Here is a 23,795-nt window from a genome sequence, read left to right as displayed (position 1 = left end):
GAACCATGTTGCACTGCCCAAGAACTGTCGCGCGTACAATAGTTTATTCGGGAGTTTTTTTAGCCACAGGTCTTGGCGCGGCGCTGGCCGCCGATCCCACCGGTGACTGGAAAGTGGCCGATGGTGTCGCCAACATCCGCGTCGCCCAATGCAGCGGTAACATGTGGGGTGTGGTTGCCTGGGAAAAGATGCCGGGCGGCAAGGACAAGAACAATCCGGACGCTGCAAAGCAGAGCCGGCCGACGCTTGGCATGCCGATCCTGATCGAGATGAAGAAGAAGCCCGGCGTCGATGCCTGGGAAGGCCAAGTCTACAACGCCAAGGACGGGCAGCTCTACAGCTCGACGATCAAGCCTGTGGGCGCCGATCAGCTCGAGATTCAAGGCTGCGTGCTCGGCTTCCTGTGCGGCGGTGAAACCTGGACCCGCGTCGCACCGCCGATTCCATCGAGCCCTGCCAACAGCATGGCCAAGGGCGCGCCGAAGGGTGCACCCGGCGCAGCGCCCAAGATTGCTGCCCCGACGACTGCTGCGCCGACGACTGCGGCACCGGCTCCTGCGCCGGCTGCACCGAAGACCACGGGCGCGGTCAATCCTGCGCCCGCGCCAAAGGCCGCGCCCGCTCAGAAGCAGGCAGCGGCCGCGCCCGGCCAACCCGCCGATATCGGCGATATCTGCCTACTCCCCGACATCGCGCGGTTTGCCCATTAGCGCCGGCTGGAACAGCAGCACCGCGGCCAGCGTGATGACGAACGACAGCGCCAGCAATTTGCCCATACTGGCGGTGCCGGGATGACTGGATAGCCACAAGCTTCCGAATGCGGTCGCGGTCGTCAGCGCCGAGAAAAAGATCGCGCGCGTCAGGCTCGACTGCAGCAGGTTAGTTCTGCCCTCGCGCCAGGCCGTGACGTAGTAGATCTTGAAGGCGACGCCGACGCCGAGCAGCAGCGGCAATGCGACGATGTTGGCGAAGTTGAGCGGCAGCTCGATCAGCACGCAAAGCTCCAGCGTCACCGCGCCGGCCACCAAAAGCGGCACCATCGTCATCAGCACGTCGGAGATCCGCCGCAGCGTCAGATAGAGCAACAGGCTGATCACCAGCAGCGCCCAGATGCCGGCGTGGATGAACGCCTTCACGATAGTGTCGCCGGATTTGAGGATCGACACCGGCCCGCCGATCGCATTCGGCTCGGCCGCCAGGACCGCATCGGCAAAGCGGCGGAGATTGTCGTTGTCGTTGGGATCGCCCTTCGGCAACGCCTCGACGCGGATCAACCCATCCTTGGATTTCCAGCTGTTCAACAGTTCCGGCGGCAGCGTCTTCAACGTGACGGGGCCTGCCTGCATCGTGTTCTTGAGCTGATCGAACACGATCTTGAGCGGGGCGACGAAAATGTTCTGCGCCTTGTCGCGCGTCGCCTGGTTGCTTCCGGCAAGTTTCGACAGCGCATCCGCCAGCCTTCGTGAGGCAACCGCGCCCGGACCCTTGCCGTCGCCGGCGGCTCTGCGCAGGCTGTCGACCGAACTCTTCAGCGCCTCCACATTCTCTTCATCCGAGGGCGCCGCATCGACCGAGTCGGGATTGAGCGCAGGCCCCACCACCCTCGCCGCCTTCGCGATCAGTTGCAGCTTTGCCGGCTGATCCTCGGGGACAAAACTGTCGATCGACATCACACGAAGAACTTCCGGCAGCTTTTCCAGCCGCGCCTCGATCTTCTTCGCTTCCGCTTCCGAAGTGGTCAGCACGTTGATGGCGTTGGCGCCGGTGTTGGGGTCCTTGCGCAGGTCGAGGAAAGTCGCGATCGATTCAGCCTTTGGATTGCGCAGGTTGATCGGGTTGAAGTCGAACTTCATGAAATAGAGCAGCGGCAGGCCGGCCACGACCAGGAGCAGCGTGCCAACGACGATAATGACGCGATGCCTTTCGAGGAATTCGTCCACCGGCGCCAGAAACGCGTAACCGACAGGCTCGCTTTCGCCGGGCGGGTGAAGCAGCTTCAGCATGGCAGGCAGGGACGTGATGCTGGTGAGGAACGCGATCAGCATGCCGGCGCCGGCAATCTTGCCGAGTTCGGAAATGCCCTTGTAGTCGGTCGGCAGGAAACACAGGAAGCCGGCGGCGGTCGCCATCGCGGCGAGCGAAAGCGGCACCGCGCAGCGTCTGGCCGCGCTCTCCAGCGCCAGCGCCATATCCTCGTTCTTGAATCGCTCGGAGCGGTAGCGGACGCTGAACTGGATGCCGAAATCGACGCCGAGGCCGACGAACAGCACGGCAAAGGCGATCGACAGCAGGTTCAGCGACCCCACCATCATCAGGCCGACCGCGGTCGTGAGCGAAAGGCCGATGAACAGGTTCACGAACACCGAGAAGATGATTTTCGAGGAATGCAACGCCATCCAGAGAATGACGAGGACAATGAGCACCGTGACGACGCTGTTGACGATCGCGCCGTCCTGCACGGTCGAATATTCCTCATTCGCGATCGGAACCGGGCCGGTCAGCCGCACGCGCGCGCTGTACTGGCCCGCAAAATTGAGATCGGTCGCGGCCTGCCGGATCGCCTCGGTCGCACCCTTGCCGGGTTCCAGTTCGCTGTAGTCGAGCTTCGGCTTGAACTCGATGAAGGCGCGGCGATCGGCATCGGTCAATGGCTTGTCGCTGGTGAGTTCGCGCCAGGAGAACGTCGCCGTCCCCTTGTTCAGGATGTCCTCGACGGTCTGGCTGATCAGGTTGAAGGGCCGTTCGGTATTGTCGAGCTTGACCTGTCCGCGCTTGACGCCGGCAAGCCCGGTTTCCAGCGCGCCGGTCAGGCCGCGGATCGAGGGATCGCCGGCCATGATCTCGATCAGGGGGGCTGCGGCTTCGAGCTGGCCGGCGACCTTGCCGACTTCCTCCACCGGCAAGAACAACAGCCCGTTCTTTTCGAAGAACTCGCCGGAACCCAGCGGCTGCACCGATTCGAAATGCTTGGTGTCGCCGGAGAGCTTTGTGAAAAGCGCCTTGCTCGCGGCACTGGCGAGTTCGGGCGTCGGCGCCTCGACGACGGCGAGAATCAGTTTTTCGCGGTCGAACGCCTGCTCGAACTGGTTGTCGCGCTTGCGCCAGTCGAGGTCGGGCGAAATCAGCGTGTTGATGTCTGTGTTGATGGCGAAGTGCCGGGCGGCATAGTAGCTCGCTCCGACCGCCAGAAGCAGCGAGACGATGACGACGAGAGTGGCAAACCGCGTACAGGTTCTGACGATGGCGACGACAATACTGGTCAGCACTTCGTTTCTTTCTAAATCTCAAGGAGAGCTGGGCGAAAACGCCCGCTGTCTAGCGGAGTTCCTGAAGCCGATCTAATGTTGTTTTGGTTACTTCCCCGACGGTTCAAACGAAGCCGCCAAAACGGACCGGAACAGGCGTTCGGGGCCGGTATAGCCCGTCCAGATGGGCGACAAAGTGACGAACCAGTGAGGAGCAACGGTTCCTCGCAGCGCGCTTTAGGTATTTCATTACCTATAGCTTAGTAACCATTGCGCGATGCACCTTTTCTCGCCGCACAATTTTTGACACATAGTCTTGCGCTTCCATCTACTTGGGGTGGGGATTACCTACGGGTTCCGGTCATGGTGCGGATATTGCAGATCCGGATGTGACCGGCTGCACGGAGACCTTTGGGTGAATTTGCGAATTCAGTACCTGGTGCAACAATCGTAATGGACATCCCATGGAAGTGTATCTAGCGCAGCCCCGCGGATTTTGTGCGGGCGTCGTGCGTGCCATCGAAATCGTTGAGCGCGCGCTCGAGAAGTACGGTCCGCCGGTCTATGTCCGGCACGAGATCGTGCATAACAAATACGTGGTCGAAAGCCTCAAAGCCAAGGGCGCGATCTTCGTCGAGGATCTGTCGGAGGTTCCGCCGCGGGCGGTAACCGTGTTCAGCGCCCATGGCGTGGCCCGCAGCGTCGAGGAAGAGGCCGCCGCCCGCGGCCTGCCCGTCCTCAATGCCACCTGCCCGCTGGTCACCAAGGTCCACAATCAGGGCAAGCGGTATATGTCCAAGGGCCGTACCCTGGTACTGATCGGGCATGCCGGCCATCCCGAGGTCGAGGGCACCATGGGTCAGGTTCCGGGACCGGTTCTGCTGGTCCAGAACGTCGACGACGTGGCCGCCCTGACGCTACCGACCGACGCCCCGGTGGCCTATATCACCCAGACCACCCTCAGCGTGGATGACACAAAGGACATAATAGCGGCCCTTCAGGCCAAATTTACAGATATTCAAGGCCCCGACATCCGGGATATCTGCTATGCGACACAGAACCGCCAATCTGCGGTAAGGGACCTAAGTAAGCTGGTGGACGTCATTTTGGTGGTGGGGGCCGCCAATAGTTCCAACTCAAACAGGCTCCGCGAAATCGGCACCGAGGTCGGGGTCGCGAGTTATCTCATTGCCGACGGGAGCGAGTTGAACCCCGATTGGCTGAAGGATGCGAAAGCCGTCGGCATTACGGCGGGCGCCTCGGCGCCCGAAGTTTTAGTCGATGACGTGATCGAGGCTTTGAGGCGTATCGGACCCGTCAAGGTGTCGGTACTTCCCGGCCGGGAAGAAAACATCGAGTTTCGGCTTCCGGCCGAACTGACTGCGGGTTGATCCACTTCAAGAGTTCCAGGTCTGGGCTCCAGGCCCAGACTTCAAGTCCAGAAAGAAATCTCTCAAATGGCAATACCGTTCTTCAAGGAAATGCGTATCGGCGGCTATCTGATCAAGCAGAAGCTGCTTGGCCGGAAGCGCTATCCGCTCGTGTTGATGCTGGAGCCGTTGTTCCGCTGCAACCTCGCCTGCGTCGGTTGCGGCAAGATCGACTATCCCGATGCGATCCTGAACCGCCGCATGTCGGCGCAGGAATGCTGGGACGCGGCCGACGAATGCGGCGCGCCGATGGTGGCGATCCCCGGCGGCGAGCCGCTGATCCACAAGGAGATCGGCGAAATCGTGCGCGGCCTCGTGGCGCGCAAGAAGTTCGTCTCGCTATGCACCAACGCGCTGCTGCTGGAAAAGAAGCTCGATCTGTTTGAGCCCTCGCCCTATCTGTTCTTCTCGGTGCATCTCGACGGCCTGAAGGACCACCACGACAAGGCGGTGTCGCAGAAGGGCGTGTTCGACCGCGCCGTTTCAGCGATCAAGGCCGCGAAAGCGCGCGGCTTCACCGTCAACGTCAACGCCACGATCTTCGACGGCCATCCGGCGGAAGAAATCGCCAAGTTCCTCGACCTCACGACCGAACTCGGTGTCGGCGTCTCGATGTCACCGGGCTACGCCTATGAGCGCGCGCCCGACCAGGACCACTTCCTCAACCGCACCAAGACCAAGAAGCTGTTCCGCGACGTGTTCGCGCTCGGCAAGGGCAAGAAGTGGAACTTCATGCATTCCGGCCTGTTCCTCGACTTCCTGGCCGGCAACCAGAGCTACGAATGCACGCCCTGGGGCATGCCGGCCCGCAACATCTTCGGCTGGCAAAAACCCTGCTATCTGCTCGGCGAAGGCTACACCAAGACCTTCAAGGAGCTGATGGAGACCACGGACTGGGAAACCTACGGCACCGGCAAGTATGAGAAGTGCGCCGACTGCATGGCGCATTGCGGCTATGAGCCGACGGCTGCCAATGCTGCGCTGGTCAATCCGCTGAAGGCGATGTGGGTCGCGCTCCGCGGCGTCCGCACCACGGGTCCGATGGCGCCCGAGATCGATCTCTCCCAGCAGCGCCCGGCGCAGTACATCTTCTCGGCCGAGGTGCAGAAGCGCCTGTCCGAGATCCGTCGCGACGAGGCCGCCGCTGCCGCGGCCAAGCAGCAAGAGAAAGCCTCCACCGCCGCCTGAGCGGGATGGCGAAAAGATTAGGGCCTCGGTTCTTTGGGAACCGAGGCCCTTTCTTTTTTGTTTAACGCCCTTCGAAAATCCTGAAGCCGGGTGGCCCTGCGGATCAGATCGCCGCGGTAGCGAGCCCCTCTTCGCCGTGCAGGAAGCCGCGGCAGCCGCGCAGGGAGCGCAGCGCGCGATTGAAATCGATTCCCGTGGAGACCAGCGCGCGCAGCGAGGTGGGATTGCGCGCCACCCCGCGCAGCACCTTGCCGAGGTCGATGTCGCCGTTCGGCTTGATGGCGCTCTTGGCGAGCGCCGGAAGCGCCCGGCTGGCGGGATCGGAGATGACCCGCAGCGCCGCGAACGGCAAGCCGGCCTCAGCCGCATAGGCTGCGGCAATATGACTTTCCATATCGACCGCTGCCGCGCCCGTCTCCGAATGCAGCGCGGCCTTGCAGGCGGTCGCCGCAATCACCTGTTCGACGCCGGCCAGGCCACCGCGGACCACGCGCCGGCGACCGAGCGCCGCACTGGCGATCATTTCCTCGTTCAGCGCCAGACCTGCCAGAAAACGGGTATCGCCGGCCAGAACCTCGGTCGCCACCACCACGTCGCCCGATTTCAGCGACGGATCCAGCCCGCCGGCGACGCCGAACGAGATGACACCCCTGAAAGTGGTGGAATCCAGCGTTGCCAGCAGTGCGCGCAATTGCTGCGGGTCGCTGGAACTGCAGATCACGATCATGCCTGGCCCGGCCGCGATGCGGGCCTCCTGCACTAATCCTGTCACGATCAAAACCGGCCGCGGATCATTCGAATTGCGATCAACCGAACTGTCCACGATCGCGGCGGCCCCCGCCCCCCAAGTCACATCCCGACCCCTACCACCCTGCTGTTGGTGCTCTTCAAATTCCGGTACCGCGCCAGCGCCCAGAGCGGAAAGAACTTCGAGTAGCCATGATAACGCAAATAAAACACCCGCGGAAAGCCCGTAGCCGTGTAACGCGCCTCGTCCCAGAGCCCTTTCTCAGTCTGTGTGGCTTTTAGGTACTCCACACCCCGCACGATGGCCGGGTTTTCGACCTCGCCGGCCGCCATCAGTCCAAGCAAGGCCCATGCCGTTTGTGAGGAAGTCGACGGCGCGCCTTCAAATCCCTTGTAATCGAGTCGGTAACTGACCGCATCCTCGCCCCAGCCGCCGTCACTGTTCTGGATCGAAAGCAGCCAATCCGCCGCCTTCCGAATCATTGGATCCTGGTGATCGATCCCCGCGGCATTTAGCGCACACAGCACCGACCAGGTTCCGTAGACGTAGTTGAGGCCCCAGCGGCCGTACCACGAGCCCTCCGGGAGCTGCGTGCGGCGCAGATAGGCGATCCCGTCCGCCACCGCCTTGTTGGTCTCGGCAGTCTCGCCGAGCTGCGCCAGCATCGAGATGCAGCGCGCGGTGACGTCCTCGGTCGGCGGATCGAGCAGCGCGCCGTGATCGGAGAACGGGATGTTGTTGAGATAGTATTCGAGATTGTTGACGTCAAAGGCGGCCCAGCCGCCATCGCGGCTCTGCAGGCCCTCGATCCACTCGCGGCCGCGCGAGATCGCCTCGTCGTATTCCTTGCTGCCGGACGCCCGGCGCGCGCGGTCCATCGCCATCACCACCACGGCGGTATCGTCGAGGTCGGGATAGTGCGCATTGTTGTACTGGAACGCCCAGCCGCCCGGACGGACATCGGGGGCCTTCGCCGCCCAGTCGCCCTTGAGGTCGAGCACCTGCCTCGGCTTCAGCCAATCGAGGCCCTGCTCCATCTTCTTGATCGTATCTTCGCTGCCAGCTTCCGCCAGCGCGTGGCAGGTCAGCGCGGTGTCCCACACTGGCGAGACACAGGGCTGGCAATAGGCCTCGTGCTCGCCGATCACGAGCAGCTTGTCGATGCCTCTGCGGGTGACCGCGCGCGGCGGAAAATCCGGTCCCTTGCCGAGCGCCTCATACATCATGACGATGTTGGCCATCGGCGGATAGATCGCGCCCATGCCGTCTTCGCCGTTCAGCCGCTCTTCCGTAAACGCTAGCGCGGCATCGATCGCGCGCTGGCGCAGCTTTTTGGGAAACAACGGCTCGATGACCCGCAGGATCCTGTCCAGCGTGCTGAAGAGCGTGAACCAGCCCCAGCTCTGGTGCGGCGCCTTCGGCGTCATGCCGACCGATTTGGGATCCTGCAGGAACAGCTCGTCGATGCCGACGCCCTTGGGATTTTTCGCCAAAGGCTTCAACGCCGCCATCACCATGAGCGGCACGATCGTGGTGCGCGCCCAGTAGGAAATCTTGTTGAGATGGAACGGCGACCACGTCGGCAGCAGCATGATCTCGATCGGCAGCACCGGCACCGCGCGCCAGGTCAGCACGCCGTAGAAAGCGAGCAGGAATCGTGTGAAGACGTTGACGCGGGCAGCGCCGCCGTGGCTGCGGATCGCCTCGCGCGCGCGCACCATGTGCGGGGCGTCGACGGAATCGCCGATCATCTTCAGCGAAAAATAGGATTTGACGCTGGCGCTCATGTCGAACGGGCCGTCCTGCACCAAGGGCCAGCCGCCATGATTGCCCTGGGTGCGGCGCAGGTAGTTGGCGATCTTGGCTTCGAGGGCGCTGTCGACGGGTTCGGCGAGATAGTGACGCAGCAGGATATATTCCGACGGGATCGTGCTGTCGGCTTCCAGTTCGAACACAAAGTGTCCATCGGATTGCCGATAGCCGAGCAGCGCTTCGGTCGCCGACGAGATGCTCTTCTCCAGCGCGACGGGATCGACTGTCGCGACGGGTTCGCCTGCAATTGTTTTGTCGATGGAAAGCATATCGCTAGCATCCCTCTATTCGCGCGCGGGCTCTGTGAAGCCGGTCACGCAACAAGTCCGGTCGGGCCTTAGGGCCTCGCCAGGACCAGATCGGCGGCGCGGTCGCCCGACCGTATCGATCCTTCGATGGTTGCCGGCAATCCGGTATCAGTCCAGTCGCCGGCCAGAAACAGGTTTTTGAATGATGTCGCCGCCCCCGGGCGCAGCGCGTTCTGCTCCGGCGTGGCCTCGAACGTCGCGCGGCGCTCGCGCACGATCTGCCAGGGCGGCAGCGGCAAGTCGCCCTGCAGCCCTGCGGCCTTGCAGACATCCCGCCAGATCGCCAGCGCGAGTTCTTCGCGCGGCATGTCGACGAGGCGGTCGCCATTGCTGATGGTGACCGACAGCCGCTGCGGAAATGCGAACAGCCACTCCACGAGACCACCGACGACGCCGAGAATGGGCGCGGCATCGCGGGGCGGATCGAAGCGGAAATGCGCGTTGATGATGGCGCGGAATTTCGACGGCGTCTTCAGGCCCGGCAACAGCGCCGCCGCCGGGCGCGGCGGCACCGCGAGGATCACGACGTCATCGGGGCCGAGCGCAATCGTGTCGCTGCCGAATTTCAGTTCGCCGACATTGCCGCCCGTCGCCGCGAATTCGCGCAGCTCATGGCCGAGCTGGATCGAGGCGCCCTTGTCCTGCAACAGCTTGATCGCCGGGTCGACCAGCACAGCGCTCAAGCCGTCGCGCGCGATCAGCGGCCGGCAGGCCTGCCCGCCCGCCAGCAGCGTTTCCCGCACGATCGCGCCGGCCAGGCCCGCCGAACCCTCGGGCGGATCGACATTGAGCGCGGCCAGCAGCAGCGGCTGCACCAGCCGCTGGTACAGCGTGCCTTTGCAGGGGATGGTGTCGCCGACCAGCTTTCCGGTGCCTGCCCAGACCAGCGGCGCCAATGCGAGATAATCGAGCAGCCTGGTATCGGGGACGCGGCGGGCCTCGTCGAATACCCATAGCGGCAATTTGCCGTCGCCGAGATCGAGCTGCCAGCGCTGGCCGGTCATGATGTCGACGAAGGGAAACTGCGCAAGCTTCGGCCCGACCAGCCCCGCCTCGGTGCCGATCGATCTGGCGTAGGCCAGCGCATGGCGGTTGCCCGACAACAGCAAATGGTTGCCGTTGTCGATGGTGAGATTGGTGGCCGCGTCGAAATAGGACCGGCAACGGCCACCGGCCTGCTGCGTGGCCTCGTGGACATGCACACGGTAATTGGCGTTGGCCAGCCGTACGGCCGCCGAGAGGCCGGAAACGCCGGCGCCGATGATATGAGCGTTTTTCTGCATCAGATGATCGCGTAACGAAGAAGGATGGCAATCTTCGCCCATTTGTGGACGCGGACCGGCTCGCGCGGGGCGGCAAAGCCCCGGGCCAGCAACAAGTCCAGTATCGCGCGGTAGTATTTCGACATGATCCGCGGCGCGCGCACCACGCGCCGCGAATTGCGTTTCATAATCTCGTCGGCCTTTTCGAAATGCTTTTTCGCCCGCTCGGCCAGCGGCAGGCAAACTTTGGGAAGTGCGCGATCGGCAGTCACCTTCTGCGGATTGTCGCTGGTGATGCCGGCGAGCAGCAGGCCTTCGCGCGGCAGATAGAGGCGGCCGAGGCCGGCGTCTTCGTCGATGTCGCGCAGGATGTTGGTCAATTGCAGCGCGCGGCCGAGATGGTGGGCGAGCAGGATGCCATCTTCCTCGGGCATGCCGAACACCCTGACCGACAGGCGCCCGACGGCGCTGGCAACGCGATCGCAATAGAGATCGAGCGTGGCAAGATCCGGCGCACGAATGTCCTGTGGCACGTCCATCTCCATGCCGTCGACCACAGCGAGAAAATCCTCGCGCTTGAGGCCGAAGGTTTTCACCGAGGCGGCGTAATCTTGCAGGCGCGGCGGCGGATGACTGTGATATAGCGCATCGATGTCGTCGCGCCATTGCTGCAGCGCGGCCAGCCGCTCGGGTCGCGGCCCATGGGAATCGGCGATGTCGTCAACCTGCCGGCAGAAGCTGTAGATCTGGAACATTGCCTCGCGCTGTCTGCGCGGCAGGATGCGCATCGCGGCATAGAACGAGCTGCCGGACGCGGCGGTGCCGTAATCTGCGTTGGCCGCCGCCGTCTGCACCGTCATGCGCCTGCCGCCGGTTTTGTCTGGGGACGGCGTCCCGCGGCACGCCTGATCATTTCGTTGACCATGCCTCCGATGCTCTGCACGAGCAATTCGGGCTTGTTCAGGTGCACGCGCTCGCTGAGCGGATCGCGCACCTTCAGCATGCCGACGATCTTGTCGGCAAAGGCCTGGATCACGGCAACCTCGAGCCCGAGCCGGAAATCCTTCACCTCGGCGCTGAGCGACTTGCTTTCATTGAGCAGGGTTTCGGTCCGCACCGCGAGCGCCTGCAGGCATTGCAGCAGCGCCGGCGGCGACTTCGCCTCGCCCAGCATCTCGACGGTGGCGCCGCTGGCGGCCAGCGCATCGCGCGGCAGGTAGACGCGGTTGAGGTTTTTGTAGTCCTTGGCGCAATCCTGCAGGTGGTTGTTGATCTGCAGCCCCGCGCACAGCGCGTCCGATGCGGCCCAGGTCGAGGTGCTCTCGCCATGGACGTCGAGCATGAAGCGGCCGACCGGCAGGGCCGAATAGCGGCAATAATGAATGACGTCGTCCCAGTTCTCGTAGCGCAGCTTGGTGACGTCCATCCGGAACGCGACCAGCACGTCGAGCGCGTGGCGCGGCGCCATCGCGCGCTCGGCAAAAGCGCGGCGCAGGCTGACCGCCTCCGGTTGCGTGTCGCCCTTGCCCAGTAATTCCGCCTCGAGCAGGTCGAGATAGCGCAGCTTCTCGTCTGCGCTCAGCGTCGCGTGATCGGCGATGTCGTCGGCCGTCCTGACGAAATTATAGAAGCTCAGGATCAGCGCCCGGTGACGCGGATGAATGATCCACGACGCGACCGGAAAATTCTCGTCGCGGTGGGTCTTTCCGGATCGCAGGTCGCTCGCGCTGGTCATCAGGAACTGGCTACATTCACTCGGAATTGGCGGCGTTGCGCCGATGCTCGGCGCACGCGAGAAGATCGCGTGCCCCATATAGGGGAATACGCCGCCAAAACCAATGCTATATGGGCTGCTTAGCCCCGCCCGTGACGCGCCTCATATAGCCGAAAATGGCTTTTCCGCGAGGGTTAACGGGCGCGAACGCGGCCTATTGGCCGTTGCTCTTGAGGACCTGGTCGCAGGCGGCGCTGATCTTGGAACGATGCTCCTTGAGACACGCCAGGATGGTGAAATCGCCCTGGTCGATCACCGGACGGCAGAACTTCTGCACGTCGCGGGTGCAGGCCTTCTGTTCCTCCGCCGTTCCGCTGCGTTGCTGCTGCTGGGCGAAGGCTCCGGACGAGGCCGAGAGCGAGAACAGGGTGAGTGCGAGGAGAAATTTACGCATCGTATTCCTTCATTTCGGCAGCAAGAAATCCTGTTCCTCGATCTGCGCCGGAACGGATTTGTTGGGATGGCAGGCGCGCCGCGTAGCGCAGCAACGAACAGATGACAAGCATGGTAAATGCGGTCAAATTTACGGCGACATTTGCGGCGACCTGAGCACCTTAAATAACCGACTGATATTTAACGTGTATTTCTGCCACACTTTGCTGACAATTGGCTGTTGCAGACGATGCGGCGCAAAGCTAGATGCTGCGCTGGCGGAGCTGATGGGAATGTTGATTCCTTCGGCCGCTTGCGGCCATTTTCCCGGCGCCAGCGCCGGAAACAACGCTCCGTCATTTGAACCTAAGCTACTGCGGGAACACTAAATCTTCGATGCGGCGAGACGTATCTTGCAAGAGAAGCGTCTATTTTATGGGAAAAATCACGATGAAACTGTTTGGTTCCAGCTTGTTCGGTCAGGCTCTCGCAGCTGCTGGCGTCGGCGCCGCGCTCATGTTGTCGGTCACCGCAAGCCATGCCCAGGCGGGAGGCCCCTTTGCAGGCTTTGACGGAAACTGGGCCGGCTCGGGCACGGTCGCACTCTCCAACGGCACCACCGAGAACATCCGCTGCAAGGCCGACTACAAGGTCAACGCCAACGGGCTCGGCCTGAAGCAAAATCTGCACTGTGCCAGCGACAGCTACAAATTCGACCTGTCGAGCGACGTCACCAGCCAGGGCGAGCGCATCTCCGGCAACTGGAGCGAAAAGAGCCGGAATATCTTCGGCAATCTGCAGGGCACCGCAGGTGGCGGCCAGATCGACGTGTTCGTCGAGGCTTCCGGATTTGCAGCAAACCTGAATTTGAAGACCACCGGCAACAAGCAGTCCGTGCAGATCGACTCCAAGGGCGAGATCCGCGGCGTCAAGATCACGATGACAAAGACCTGATCCCTGCCCTTCGAAACAGCATGAAAGGCAGCGCCGCGGCGCTGCCTTTTCATTTTTGCGGCCAGCTAGCTGGATCAGCCGAATTTCCAGCCCCAATGCGTGTCGCCGCGGTCGCGACGTTCCGCCACTTCGACGCGCATGAAGCGATCATGCGCAAGCGCTGCCCCCACCCACAATTCGTTCCAGGCATCGAACACTTGAGGCGACAGCGCTTCACGTTCCGCCATCAGGCGCCACGACGTCTGGCGCACGGTCGCGGCTGAGCCTTCCAACCGCAATTCCGCGTCGTCGTCCTGCCCGCGGGCAAGCCGGGCAAAGGCCTTGGCGAAACCGGCCGCGCCCGCTTCCACGCCGCCCAACAGCCGAGCGACCTCGTCGAAGGTGTGCATCCCGACGAGCCGCGCCGCGGCGCCGGCGAGATAGCCGCCCTCTTCCGGGCCAAGCACCCTGATCGTCTCAGGCACGATCGAGGTGACGTACTCCATCGCATAATTACGCAGCACCTTCTGCAGCCGTTCCTCCGGCCATGTGTTTCCGGGCAGGCTCGGCGCGAGATCAGCGCGGAACGGCGGACAGCGCTCGCCGGGCGAAAACTGCAGCCGCTCCTCGGGCGCAAGTTCGTGATCCCACTCCTTGTAGTAACCTTCCAGCCCTGGCTGGCCATCGACGGTCTGTCCCGTGCAGACGAAGCCGAGCCTGGGATTGCCGAGCACGACGCCGTTATTGGCGTGCCATCCGCGCAGCATCGCCCGCGACACTTCCGAGGGGATGCCGCAGATCGCGGTGCCGGACCAGATCCAGCGCGGTGGCGGATAGCGCACCCAGGCCTTGGTGTCGCTCTCATGGACATACTCGACCTTCACGCCGCCGACCTGGTTCGACAGATAGTGATACTGGGCGCACGCGACCGCATGCGGAAGCTGGTCGAGGCCGAGCTTCTTCAATCCGGGAAGAAAGCGCGCCAGTTGCTGCCGCCGAAAGGTACGGAACACCACCTCGGCCGCACGCGGAGCGCCCGCCCGCGACGCCAGCATCAGGATCAACCCGGTGAGATAGGAATGATAGATGTGTTCGACGGCGCGGTAGGCGGCGGCATCGGCCGCAAGGCGAACAGCTGATCCTGCAGACGTCATTCCTCAGCCCCTCATCGGCAAGCCGTTGACCGGCAGCCCTTGTTCATTGGCAGGCCCGTTATTTCACAGGCTTGACGTGACTGACGCCGCGAATCTTTTCCGACAGGTTGATCAGGAACATCGAGGTCGGACGCAGGATGAAGAGGTCCGCGGCCAGGGCAGCGACCATCGAGAACGCACTGAGCCAGCCGAACAGCCGCAGCGACGGCAGGTCGGAGAACACCGTGACGACGAGGCCGCAGGCCAGCACCACCGTGGTCAGGATCAGCGCCGGACCGACCAGCACGGTGGCGCGCTCGACCGCCAGCTCCGGCGTGATGCCGGGCTTGCTCTCCAGCCGCAGCCGGTTGAGGAAGTGGATGGTGGCGCTCAAACCGAGGCCAAACGACACCGTCAGCGCGACCACGCTGGCGAATTGCAGCCCCTCGCCCATTATCCACAGCACCGTACCCGACGCCACCACCGGGAAAATGCCGGGCAGGATGCAGGAGAACATCACCACGACCGAACGGAACGCGAGACCGATGAAGATCGCGACTATGAGGAATTCAATCGTCAGGCCGTGGTTGAGTTTCTCGATCATGTTGGCGCTGTTGCGCGCCGCGATCGCCGAGAGGCCGGTGACCGCGATTTCGAAGCCGGGATGCTCGGCCCGCACCTTGTCGAGCGACTTGTCGAGCTTGTCGATCACGGGAAGTATCTCGCTTGAATCGAGATCGGGAACGCGGCCCGACACCACCACCGCGTCCTGATCGGCCGAGATGAAGCGGCGGACCAGATGCTCCGGGATAACGCTGACATATTCCTTCAGCGTCGCGACGTCGCTGCTGCCGGCTTTTTCGGCGAGCCAGCGGCGCAGGGTTTCGAGCGACCAGACGTTGCCGACGCCGGCCGATTTCTCGACCATCGAATGAACGTCGGCGATCGCCTTCAGCGTATCCGGCGCATAGAGCGAGGCGCCCTTGGGGAATTCGATCAGCACGTCGATCGGATTGGCGCCGGTGAGCTTGGCGTCGAGGCGGCTCGACGCCGCCACCGCCTGCCGCTTGTCCGGCACCTGGTCAGCGAGCCGGTAGCGCGGCTCCAGCGTGGCGTAGATGTAGCCGAGGCCGGCAACGAGCAGCAGCGCGAGCAGGCTGAACAACCCGGGGCGTCCGACCATGCGCACCGCGATCCAGTAACAGAAATTGCGCAGCGCCTGCACGCCGGCATCCGCGCTCTGGAACTTGACGGCGAAGATCTTCTCGTTGCGGACGAACAGCACGCCGAACACCGGCACCAGCGAGAGCACCGCAATCAGCGCGATGATGGTGGCGGCAAGTCCGGCCTCGCCGAACTTTCGGATCAATTCGGAATCGGAGAATTGCAGGGCGATAAACGAGATGCCGGCGGTGCCATGGGTCAGCACGCAGGCCGGGCCCACCACCAGCACCGCGTTGGTGAACGCGGTCAATTTGTCCTGGCCCGCGATCAGGCGGTCACGCGCGGCGAAGGTGAGCTGCATCGAGTCCGAGAAGCTGATCACCATGATGAGCGGCGTCATCACGTTCAGGAACATGTTGAGATTGAAACCGGCCCAGCCGAGGCCGCCGAGTGCGAGCAGGATCGCGATGATCGGCGGAAACGCCGCAACCACCATGAACGATATCTTGCGGAAGAAGATGATCGCGATGATGCAGCCGGCCAGAATACCGAGGATGTTGTAGGTCAGCCCGTCGCGCTTGACCGCGTTGCGGATCTCGAGCTGCATCACGGGAACGCCGGAGAGCTGGGCGTTGAGACCGCTGCCCGACAAATCGTCGGCCATGATCTTCCGCATTTCGCCGACCACCTTGCCGAGATCGTTTGAGGAAACGACGCTCGGTTCGAGCGACAGCACGATCAGCGCCAGCGTGCCGTCCTCCGACAACAGCTTGCCGCGAATGATCTCGTTGGACTTGACGGTCTCGGTGAACTTCTCGTAGGCGGCGCCTTGCGGCAGTTCGGGCGGGAACAGCGCGGCCGGCAGCTTGCCGGGCTCCGGCGCCTGGCGCGCCGAAAACAGCGACACCAGACCGCGCACGCCCTCGACCAATTGCAGGTCGGTGACCATGTCGCGGATCTTTTCGAGGTTCTCGCGCGCCAGCAGCGTCTTGCCCTCGACCACGACCAGCACGTCGAATTCGGTCGCCGGGAAGCGCTTGGTCACGGCCTCGTATTGCTTGTAGTCCTTCGAATCGGACCGGAACAACTGGCTCAAGGAGTCGTCGATCTTGATCCGGTAGATGCCAAAGATCGCAGCCACGACCAGCGCGGCGAGAATGATCATGGACAAGATCGGGGCCTTGACCGCGATCAGCCCCATGCGCTCGAGCCCGAAGGCGATACTCTTGCCCGGCGGCGGCTCCTCGATGGCTTCGACGTGGACGCGACTTTCGGAGTTCTTGTCGAGCATACCCTGTCCAGTTCTCACGTCGGCCTGTTTGTGCAGCTTGGTTTTATGCAGTTTGGTGGCGCTAATGCGGCTTTGCCAGCCCCATCCGATCGGCGCTAGCCATTGAAATCACGCGGTAAATTAATCGGCGCCGTTTTACAGGGCCGGACCCCATCCGGCAAGCGCACGCGGCGGGGCAAATCGACACGAAGGTGACGAAAATGCGCGTTAAGTCTCTGATTTGCCACACCTGCCGGCACGGCCTTGGGGCGTTCCGGCAGGTAACGCCAACTCCAGTCGCAACGGAGCGGCGCACCAGTTTCGGTCAATTTTTCGGGAAACGGCTCCCGCGAGGAGACCGCGCCAGAAGTGACGCAGCGCTCAGTCCTTTTTCTTATCCGCTTCCGTTCCGGCGCTGAGCGCCGCCCTGAACGCAGCGTCGAACAGGCCGCGGTACTGGCTCGCATTGACGTTGGAAATGTGCGCGGTGTCGCGGAAATTGGCCTGCCCGTTTCGGACCAGATAGCAATAGCCATGCTCGCAGACGACGGACAGCGGGTCCACCACAACGAGATGCGGATTATCCCGATACCGATCGAGAACGTGCGCGATCTCGTCCCGGAAGGCGCTCATCATAAGCCTAGGGCCGGCCTCGACCTTCCATTCATCGATGGCGCGGCCGGCGCGGATCTGGTTTTCGATCCACCGCTGCGGCAGATCGAAGCCGATGTTCAGTAGCGGCATGATCAGCACGACGGTCTTGCCCGCCGCAAGCAGCCTGTCCGCCAGGATAGAAATTTCGGCCGCATTGCCCCAGTTGCTGCCGAGCACGACGATGCTCGGCTCCGCCTGCGCCAGCACGAAATCAAGCGTGCTGCGATTGAACTGCCGGCATGGCGGCTGATCGCCTGCATTGCCTGCCGCATCGTCGACGAAGGCCCTGCACCCGCTTTGCGTCGCGATCAGTCCGTGGATTCCGGTGGCGAGCGCGGCCGACGAAATCGGTTCGAGATACTGGTTGGCAAAGGAATCTCCCCACAGGATCGCGGACGGCCTGCCCGCCGCTTGCGCGCTGCCGAAACTGCAATGGGCCTCGGTCGTCTGCTTGGTGGAGTTTGCGTTCCGGAAACACTCATCGCGTGGCGTGTTGGTTCTTCGCGCGAGTTCAGCCGGCAGCAAATATTCCGGCAGCCTGCCCGGAAAACCGTGGGTGAGGAAAGCCAGCGACACAAAGCCGGCGAACACGGCAAACGAGACGCTGGAGGCCGTCAGCAGCCGGCGCGGCGTCCAGAAATCGCGCTGCATTCGGACCGGTTGCTCGACATAGCGGTAGGAGAGCGCGCCAAGTGCGAGCGAGGCCAGCACCATCGCTATCTTTTGCACGCTGGCGACTTCATAACCACGAACCGCGAGCCAGCTCAGGGCGAACACCCAGATCGGCCAGTGCCAGAGGTAGATCGAGTAGGACCAGTCGCCGATACGCTGGACCGGAGATAATCCGAGCAGGCTGCCCTCGCCTGCCCCCTGTCGGGCCGCGACGACCATGGCTGCGCCCAGGATCGGCAGGATCGTGAGCATGCCGGGCCATCGCGCTTCGGGCAGAGGATAGACCGTGCAGCCCGCGACCAGCACCCAGCCGGCGAGCGCCATGATCGGTGATTCCAGCCATGACGCTTTCGCGCCTTCCGATCGGCGCCGGATCTCCGCGGCAGCGATCAATCCTCCCGCCAACGGCTCCCAGGCTCGCGCGCGCAAGGAGAAGAACGACGATCCCATCGCATCGTGCTGGCTCGCCCATAAACACCACGCCAGGGACGCGGCGGCGAAGAGCTGCAACGCGATCGTCACGGCGCTGAATGATGACTTGGTGCGGGACGCCAGCAGCCACACCATCCACGCCATCAACGGCATCCAGATGTAGAACTGCCACTCCAGCGAAAGCGACCAGGTGTGCAGCAGCGGCTTGGTCTGCGCGGCCATGGCGAAATAGCCGTTATCGCTATTGAAGGCGAAATTCGACACGAACGTCAGCGCCGACAACGCCTGCAGCAGGTGCTTGAGATATTCCCCCGGCAAGGTCACGAACCAGCCGATGACGACGGACGCTGCGACTGCGACCGCAAGCGCCGGATAAATCCGGCGCATCCGCATCATGCCGAAGCCCCACAACGAGAACCGGCCGAGCTTCAGGTCGTTCAGCACCTTCGTCGTCATGAGGTAGCCGGTGATCACCAGGAAGACGTCGACGCCGACAAATCCCCCGGCGAATCCGGGTATCTGGAAGTGGAAGCCGACGACGGCGATCACCGAAAGCGCCCGGAGCGCATTGATGTCCAGACGGAATCCGTCCGGGCTCGCGTGCTTGCCCGCCGCGCCTGGTGCCGCCCCCGTTTTCTCCATCGCCTGTCTCTGCCCGCTCCTCGGTCGCTTATATCAGGCGCGAGTTTGCTCGCAACGGCGAAGCGGCCGCCTGTTGTTGCGTTTTCGGTTCAATCGACCGGCCTGGCGGCAATGAGCGCGGTTCCGCTTTCGTCCTTCAGCGCCACGCCGGTGATCCCGCGCGCGATACCTTCACGCACCAGCCACACGATCTTGAAGACGGCCTCATCGTAGCTCAGCCCCGCACCGTGGATGTTGGACACACAATTGCGCTTCTCATCGGTGAGGCCGATCCGCGGGGCAAAGGTGAGATACGCGCCGAGGCTGTCGGGCGCCGACAGGCCGGGCCGCTCGCCGATCAGCATCACCACCATCCGCGCGCCGAGCACAGCCCCGATCTCGTCGCCCAGCGCCACCCGCGCGCCTGATGCGACCACGACATGGCCCAACGAGATTCCCGCCTCCGTCAGGCGCGGAACAAGATGGCGAACCAGTTCGACGGCGTGGACATTGACGGCCGCCGGCGACAGCCCGTCGCCGATCACGATCACAATCTCGCGCGCGCTGCCGCTGTGCTTTTCCAGCGCGCGCCGCGAATCCGCATCGAGCATGCGTCCGAGATCGGGACGGCGCAGATAGTCGCGCCGGCTCTGCGCCTGGCTGGAAACCTCGCCGACCTGCAGGCCGAGGCCGGCCAATCCGGCAACCAGATGCGGCGCATCGAAAGCTGTGTGAACGGCATCGCGCGCACGCGCGTGGTCGAGCGTGAAGGCAAGCAGCGCATCGGTCGGCATGCTCGCGCCGGAGCGGCCGAGCCCGACGCGCGCCGGCGTCAGTTCCCGCAAGGCTTCGAGCGGGCGGGACGGCGGCGCCGGCGTTTTCATGGGCTTTACTCGGCAGGGACCGAGGCCTCGCGCAGCCGGATCGAATAATTCGAGGCGTTCTGCTGGCCACTGGTAGCAGCCCGCGCAAATTCGATCAGGTGATGCGCAATCGTCGCCGAGCCAATCAAGCCCTCGATATCGCCGCAACGGAGCCGTCCCAGCGCGAACTTCCAGAACACTTTTCTGTAGTCGCCGAGCACGCCGATCTGCCAGAAGATATTGCGCAGCATGATCAGCGCGCGCCTGATGTTGGGCCAGGTCTTCATTTCAGGCGCGACCGGCACCTTGATCCGCTGTGCATAAGTGTAGTCGCATTGATACTGGTAGCGCGCGTACAGCTTCTCGGGCTGGTAGGCGATTTCCATGCATCGCTTCCAGGAACTGACGACCTGGTCGTAGGGCAGCAGGAATTCGACATTGGAATCGCGGCCGTCGTCGTCAACCAGGCGGCCCTCGCGTTCCAGCCGATCCCAGAGCGGCGTCTTCGGCAGCGCCTGCAGCAGGTTGATCGTCAGCAGGGGAATCCGCGATTCATCGACGAAATTGAGCAGTGCATCCGCGGTGCCGGGCTTATCGGTATCAAGCCCCATGATGATGCCGGAAACGACTTCCATGCCGTAGGAATTGATGGTGTGGATGCCTTCCTGGATCGGGACCATCATGTTGTGGTCCTTGTGCATCGCGTGCAGCGCGTCGGGATCGGGCGTCTCGATGCCGCAGAATACGGTGACGAACATTGCCTCGCGCATCAGCGAGAGGATTTCAGGCCGCTTGGCGATGTTGAGCGTCGCCTCGCAGGCGAGCCGCGTGATGTAGCCGGTTCGCTTCTGCCATTCGACAAGGTGCGGCAGCAGATCCAGCGCCGCTTTCCGATTGCCGATGAAATTGTCATCGACGAAATAGACCGTATCGGTCATGCCGCATTCGCGCAGCTTGTCCAGTTCGGCGACGATCTGCTGCGGCGTCTTCAGGCGCGGATTGCGGCCATAAAGGCCGGGGATGTCGCAGAATTCGCACTGATAGGGGCAACCGCTCGAATACTGGATGCTGCCGAGCAGATATTTTTTCACTTCCGCCAGCTCGTAGGCCGGAATCGGAAACTCGGTCATCGACAGACGATCCTTGGTCGTCAATACCACCTGCTGCGCGGGGCGCGACGGGTCGCGCTCCAGCCGCGCGATCAGCTCATTGGTGGCGTCGCCGAGTTCGCCGACATGGAGATAATCGAACGAGGGATAGTAATCCGGGCACGCGCTCACTGACGGCCCGCCGATCGCAACGGCGAGATCGAAGGCATGCGCGCGGCGGCAGATGTCGTTCATCTGCTGGCGCTGGATGTGCATGCCGCTGACGAACACCGCCTCCGCCCATTCGAAGTCCTCCTTGGTGGCGGGGCGAATGTTCTCGTCGATGAAGCGGACCGGCCAGTTCGCCGGGAGATAGGCCGCGATCAGCAACAGGCCCTGCGGCGGCATGAACGCCTGGACGCCGTCGGTCAGGGGATAGGCGTATTCGAATGTACCAAAAGAGGAGGTATAGCGCGGGAAGACGCACAGGATACGCCGTACCGTTCCGATGCCTTCAGCTCTCATCAAATTTCCTCAAGGCTCACATGGATTTAAGCACGACATTGAAAGTTGGGCCAGAAATTCTTCAACATTGTGACAGTCAACTCTAACTCGTTGTGGGTTCAATTGGTTGCACGAAAATCTGCAGGCCGCTGGGTATGGCCCAAAGGCCTCGTGGGGGCCGTTCAGGCGATCAGCCGCGCGGCAAATTCGGGCAGCAGCCCCGGGCTGCCCGCAAGCCGGAAATCGCCATCCGCGAGGCCTGAACGAACCAGCCAATCGTCAAATTCCGGCGCCCGCTTCAATCCGAAGAGGTCGCGGATATACAGCGCGTCGTGGAACGAGGTCGACTGGTAGTTCAGCATGACGTCGTCGGCGCCCGGCACACCCATGATGAAGGTGACGCCGGCGGCGGCCAATAGCGTCAGCAGATTGTCCATGTCGTCCTGGTCGGCTTCGGCATGGTTGGTGTAGCAGACGTCGACCCCGAGCGGCAGGCCGAGCAGCTTGCCGCAAAAGTGATCCTCGAGGCCGGCGCGGATGATTTCCTTGCCGTCATAGAGATATTCCGGACCGATAAAACCGACCACGCTGTTGACCAGAAGCGGATCGAACGCGCGCGCCACCGCATAGGCCCGCGCCTCGCAGGTCTGCTGATCGACATTGTGATGGGCGTTGGCCGACAGCGCCGAGCCCTGCCCGGTCTCGAAATACATCACATTGTCGCCCACCGTGCCGCGGCGGAGCGACAGCCCGGCCTCACGCGCCTCGCGCAACAGCGCGAGATCGACGCCAAAGCTGCGGTTGGCAGCCTCCGTTCCCGCGATCGACTGGAATACCAGATCGACCGGGGCGCCCTGCCCGATCAATCCGAGCGTCGTGGTCACGTGGGTGAGCACGCAGCCCTGCGTTGGTATCTGCAGCCGCGCGATGATGCCGTCGAGCAGCCGCAACAACTCGCCGATGACAGCCGGATCGTCGCTGGCGGGGTTGATGCCGATGCAGGCGTCGCCCGATCCAAGCAAGATGCCGTCGAGGATCGAGGCGGTAATGCCCTTGGCGTCGTCGAAGGGATGATTGGGCTGCAGCCGCACGCTCATCCGGCCCTTCAGGCCTATGGTGTTGCGAAACGCCGACATCACGGCGCACTTCTTCGCCACCAAAATCAGATCCTGGTTGCGCATCAGCTTGCAGACGCCGGCGGCCATTTCCGGCGTGACCCCGCGCGAGACCTTCGCCAGCGTTTCGCTGGTTGCGGCATCGGACAACAGCCAGTCGCGGAAGCCGCCGACGGTCAGCGCGGAAATGGGCGCAAAGGCCTGCGCCGCATGGCTATCGAGGATCAGCCGGGTGACCTCGTCGTCCTCGTAGGGGATCACCGCCTCGTTGAGGAATTGCTTGAGCGGCACGTTGGCGAGCGCCATCCGCGCCGCGATCATTTGTTCCGCGCTTTCGGCCGCGACGCCGGCAAGACGGTCGCCGGACCGCGGCGGCGTCGCCTTGGCGAGCAGCTCGCGCAAATCGGCGAAGACATAGGAGGTGGCACCGATGATCTGGCGATAGACCATGCTGACTTTCCTGCGCCCCTACCCGCGCTCCATTGCGGAGCTACCTTATGCCGGGCGGACAGCCAACGCCACAGCCGAGATCGTCGAGGTAGCCCCGACTTCAATTCGGCTAGTTCAGCGTAGCGTAATAGCGGGCGAAGAAACATATCTCATAGATGACCGCGCCGAATGCAAACAGCATATGGAATCTCAAATTGCGCGTCGTCGTGGCTACGCCGCATACCAGTATGAATGCGGCGTTCGCCAAGAGATACTCCAGTCCCAGCGATCGCAGGTGGTCTTCGCCCTTTATCAAACTGTCGACCACATCGAGCGCTTCAGTAAGGGCCGCAAATCCAAAGAACCAGCGGCGACGTGAGAGAAAGTAGTCCTGATAACCCGTATATTCTTCCAGATCCTGGGGGAAAAGCAGGACGCTCAGGAAGTAGTACATCGATGCGTACACGCAAACGAAGAAATAGAGGCCAAACGTCCAGTGCGGAATGAGGCTCAGCCGAAATTCCCACCACCAGAATGTGACCACGTTCACGAGCGCCCAAGCGACCCAACCCAAATGAACGGGCCAGATCCGGTAGCGACCGGGATGCGCAACCAATGCCGCGATGCCGCTGACCAGACGCGTGACGCTGAGCCCGAGGATGATGCCGATCAGCACTCGCACGTGAAGATAGAGATCGACGTTGGCCGGCAAGGCAGCACTTTGAACCATTAAGTCCCCGTTCTCGCGCATCATCGAACCAGCGCGGCGCCTTCGACA

The 23,795-nt window shown here is 62.9% G+C and carries 18 protein-coding genes; 4 read left to right on the top strand and 14 right to left on the bottom strand.

Annotation, left to right across the window (positions count from 1 at the left end):
• The first annotated feature begins 5 nt into the window (after positions 1 to 5).
• Positions 6 to 710: a DUF2147 domain-containing protein gene (locus IVB05_RS15870; protein ID WP_247785280.1), complete on the top strand. Its 705-nt coding sequence runs from the start codon at positions 6 to 8 to the stop codon at positions 708 to 710.
• On the opposite strand, the gene IVB05_RS15865 is transcribed toward IVB05_RS15870, so the two are convergent.
• On the bottom strand, positions 678 to 3,266 hold the full coding sequence (locus tag IVB05_RS15865; protein ID WP_247785279.1) for an MMPL family transporter: 2,589 nt from the start codon (positions 3,264 to 3,266) through the stop codon (positions 678 to 680). The genes IVB05_RS15870 and IVB05_RS15865 overlap by 33 nt on opposite strands.
• Before the next feature lie 443 nt (positions 3,267 to 3,709).
• Between IVB05_RS15865 and ispH the strand changes: the two genes are divergently transcribed.
• Positions 3,710 to 4,636: a 4-hydroxy-3-methylbut-2-enyl diphosphate reductase gene (ispH, locus tag IVB05_RS15860; protein WP_247785278.1), complete on the top strand. Its 927-nt coding sequence runs from the start codon at positions 3,710 to 3,712 to the stop codon at positions 4,634 to 4,636.
• Positions 4,637 to 4,702: 66 nt separating this feature from the next.
• On the top strand, positions 4,703 to 5,863 hold the full coding sequence (hpnH, locus tag IVB05_RS15855; RefSeq protein ID WP_247785277.1) for an adenosyl-hopene transferase HpnH: 1,161 nt from the start codon (positions 4,703 to 4,705) through the stop codon (positions 5,861 to 5,863).
• A 103-nt stretch (positions 5,864 to 5,966) separates the two neighbouring features.
• Here hpnH and IVB05_RS15850 read toward each other — a convergent pair whose 3' ends face one another.
• From IVB05_RS15850 to IVB05_RS15825, 6 genes are all read right to left on the bottom strand, one after another.
• Entirely contained in the window at positions 5,967 to 6,686 is a 720-nt protein-coding gene (locus IVB05_RS15850; RefSeq protein WP_247786708.1) for a phosphorylase, read from the bottom strand.
• Positions 6,687 to 6,712: 26 nt separating this feature from the next.
• The gene (gene shc, locus IVB05_RS15845) at positions 6,713 to 8,692 is read right to left on the bottom strand and encodes a squalene--hopene cyclase (RefSeq protein ID WP_247785276.1); all 1,980 of its coding nucleotides are present in this window, start codon (positions 8,690 to 8,692) and stop codon (positions 6,713 to 6,715) included.
• Between the two features lie 68 nt (positions 8,693 to 8,760).
• Entirely contained in the window at positions 8,761 to 10,014 is a 1,254-nt protein-coding gene (hpnE, locus tag IVB05_RS15840; protein ID WP_247785275.1) for a hydroxysqualene dehydroxylase HpnE, read from the bottom strand.
• Entirely contained in the window at positions 10,014 to 10,853 is an 840-nt protein-coding gene (hpnD, locus tag IVB05_RS15835; RefSeq protein WP_247785274.1) for a presqualene diphosphate synthase HpnD, read from the bottom strand. Before hpnD ends, hpnE begins: the two co-directional genes overlap by 1 nt.
• A complete protein-coding gene (gene hpnC / locus IVB05_RS15830; RefSeq protein ID WP_247785273.1) occupies positions 10,850 to 11,728 on the bottom strand; it encodes a squalene synthase HpnC in 879 nt (292 codons plus the stop codon). The genes hpnD and hpnC overlap by 4 nt, the downstream gene beginning before the upstream one ends.
• A 193-nt stretch (positions 11,729 to 11,921) precedes the next feature.
• The gene (locus IVB05_RS15825; RefSeq protein WP_247785272.1) at positions 11,922 to 12,161 is read right to left on the bottom strand and encodes a cysteine rich repeat-containing protein; all 240 of its coding nucleotides are present in this window, start codon (positions 12,159 to 12,161) and stop codon (positions 11,922 to 11,924) included.
• Between the two features lie 428 nt (positions 12,162 to 12,589).
• On the opposite strand from IVB05_RS15825, the gene IVB05_RS15820 reads away from it, so the two are divergent.
• Positions 12,590 to 13,093 (top strand): hypothetical protein, encoded by a 504-nt coding sequence (locus IVB05_RS15820; protein ID WP_247785271.1) that lies wholly within the window; start codon positions 12,590 to 12,592, stop codon positions 13,091 to 13,093.
• Between the two features lie 74 nt (positions 13,094 to 13,167).
• Here the strand turns inward: IVB05_RS15820 and IVB05_RS15815 are convergent, their stop codons facing one another.
• From IVB05_RS15815 to IVB05_RS15785, 7 genes are all read right to left on the bottom strand, one after another.
• Complete coding sequence (locus tag IVB05_RS15815) at positions 13,168 to 14,226, bottom strand: hypothetical protein (RefSeq protein ID WP_247785270.1); 1,059 nt, start codon at positions 14,224 to 14,226, stop codon at positions 13,168 to 13,170.
• A 58-nt stretch (positions 14,227 to 14,284) separates the two neighbouring features.
• Positions 14,285 to 16,660, bottom strand: coding sequence for an MMPL family transporter (locus IVB05_RS15810; RefSeq protein ID WP_247785269.1), 2,376 nt, complete (start codon positions 16,658 to 16,660; stop codon positions 14,285 to 14,287).
• 360 nt (positions 16,661 to 17,020) lie between these two features.
• On the bottom strand, positions 17,021 to 19,039 hold the full coding sequence (locus tag IVB05_RS15805; RefSeq protein ID WP_247785268.1) for an acyltransferase family protein: 2,019 nt from the start codon (positions 19,037 to 19,039) through the stop codon (positions 17,021 to 17,023).
• An 89-nt stretch (positions 19,040 to 19,128) separates the two neighbouring features.
• Positions 19,129 to 19,902 (bottom strand): ethanolamine ammonia-lyase subunit EutC, encoded by a 774-nt coding sequence (gene eutC, locus IVB05_RS15800; RefSeq protein WP_247785267.1) that lies wholly within the window; start codon positions 19,900 to 19,902, stop codon positions 19,129 to 19,131.
• Between the two features lie 5 nt (positions 19,903 to 19,907).
• The gene (locus tag IVB05_RS15795) at positions 19,908 to 21,494 is read right to left on the bottom strand and encodes a B12-binding domain-containing radical SAM protein (RefSeq protein WP_247785266.1); all 1,587 of its coding nucleotides are present in this window, start codon (positions 21,492 to 21,494) and stop codon (positions 19,908 to 19,910) included.
• A gap of 161 nt (positions 21,495 to 21,655) precedes the next feature.
• A complete protein-coding gene (locus IVB05_RS15790; RefSeq protein ID WP_247785265.1) occupies positions 21,656 to 23,038 on the bottom strand; it encodes an ethanolamine ammonia-lyase subunit EutB in 1,383 nt (460 codons plus the stop codon).
• Positions 23,039 to 23,147: 109 nt separating this feature from the next.
• Entirely contained in the window at positions 23,148 to 23,771 is a 624-nt protein-coding gene (locus IVB05_RS15785; protein WP_247785264.1) for a hypothetical protein, read from the bottom strand.
• Between the last annotated feature and the right edge of the window lie 24 nt (positions 23,772 to 23,795).

It is taken from the genome of Bradyrhizobium sp. 170 (assembly GCF_023101085.1).
Taxonomy (GTDB): Bacteria; Pseudomonadota; Alphaproteobacteria; order Rhizobiales; family Xanthobacteraceae; genus Bradyrhizobium.
Note: the sequence above shows the minus strand (reverse complement) of the source record. Positions and strands in the feature narration are given on the sequence as shown.

Coding starts and splice junctions, on each gene's coding strand:
- IVB05_RS15870 (WP_247785280.1), top strand. CDS start 6: ATGTTGCACTGCCCAAGAACTGTCGCGCGTACAATAGTTTATTCGGGA.
- ispH (WP_247785278.1), top strand. CDS start 3,710: ATGGAAGTGTATCTAGCGCAGCCCCGCGGATTTTGTGCGGGCGTCGTG.
- hpnH (WP_247785277.1), top strand. CDS start 4,703: ATGGCAATACCGTTCTTCAAGGAAATGCGTATCGGCGGCTATCTGATC.
- shc (WP_247785276.1), bottom strand. CDS start 8,692: ATGCTTTCCATCGACAAAACAATTGCAGGCGAACCCGTCGCGACAGTC.
- hpnE (WP_247785275.1), bottom strand. CDS start 10,014: ATGCAGAAAAACGCTCATATCATCGGCGCCGGCGTTTCCGGCCTCTCG.
- hpnD (WP_247785274.1), bottom strand. CDS start 10,853: ATGACGGTGCAGACGGCGGCGGCCAACGCAGATTACGGCACCGCCGCG.
- hpnC (WP_247785273.1), bottom strand. CDS start 11,728: ATGACCAGCGCGAGCGACCTGCGATCCGGAAAGACCCACCGCGACGAG.
- IVB05_RS15825 (WP_247785272.1), bottom strand. CDS start 12,161: ATGCGTAAATTTCTCCTCGCACTCACCCTGTTCTCGCTCTCGGCCTCG.
- IVB05_RS15820 (WP_247785271.1), top strand. CDS start 12,590: ATGAAACTGTTTGGTTCCAGCTTGTTCGGTCAGGCTCTCGCAGCTGCT.
- IVB05_RS15815 (WP_247785270.1), bottom strand. CDS start 14,226: ATGACGTCTGCAGGATCAGCTGTTCGCCTTGCGGCCGATGCCGCCGCC.
- IVB05_RS15810 (WP_247785269.1), bottom strand. CDS start 16,660: ATGCTCGACAAGAACTCCGAAAGTCGCGTCCACGTCGAAGCCATCGAG.
- IVB05_RS15805 (WP_247785268.1), bottom strand. CDS start 19,039: ATGGAGAAAACGGGGGCGGCACCAGGCGCGGCGGGCAAGCACGCGAGC.
- eutC (WP_247785267.1), bottom strand. CDS start 19,902: ATGAAAACGCCGGCGCCGCCGTCCCGCCCGCTCGAAGCCTTGCGGGAA.
- IVB05_RS15795 (WP_247785266.1), bottom strand. CDS start 21,494: ATGAGAGCTGAAGGCATCGGAACGGTACGGCGTATCCTGTGCGTCTTC.
- IVB05_RS15790 (WP_247785265.1), bottom strand. CDS start 23,038: ATGGTCTATCGCCAGATCATCGGTGCCACCTCCTATGTCTTCGCCGAT.
- IVB05_RS15785 (WP_247785264.1), bottom strand. CDS start 23,771: ATGATGCGCGAGAACGGGGACTTAATGGTTCAAAGTGCTGCCTTGCCG.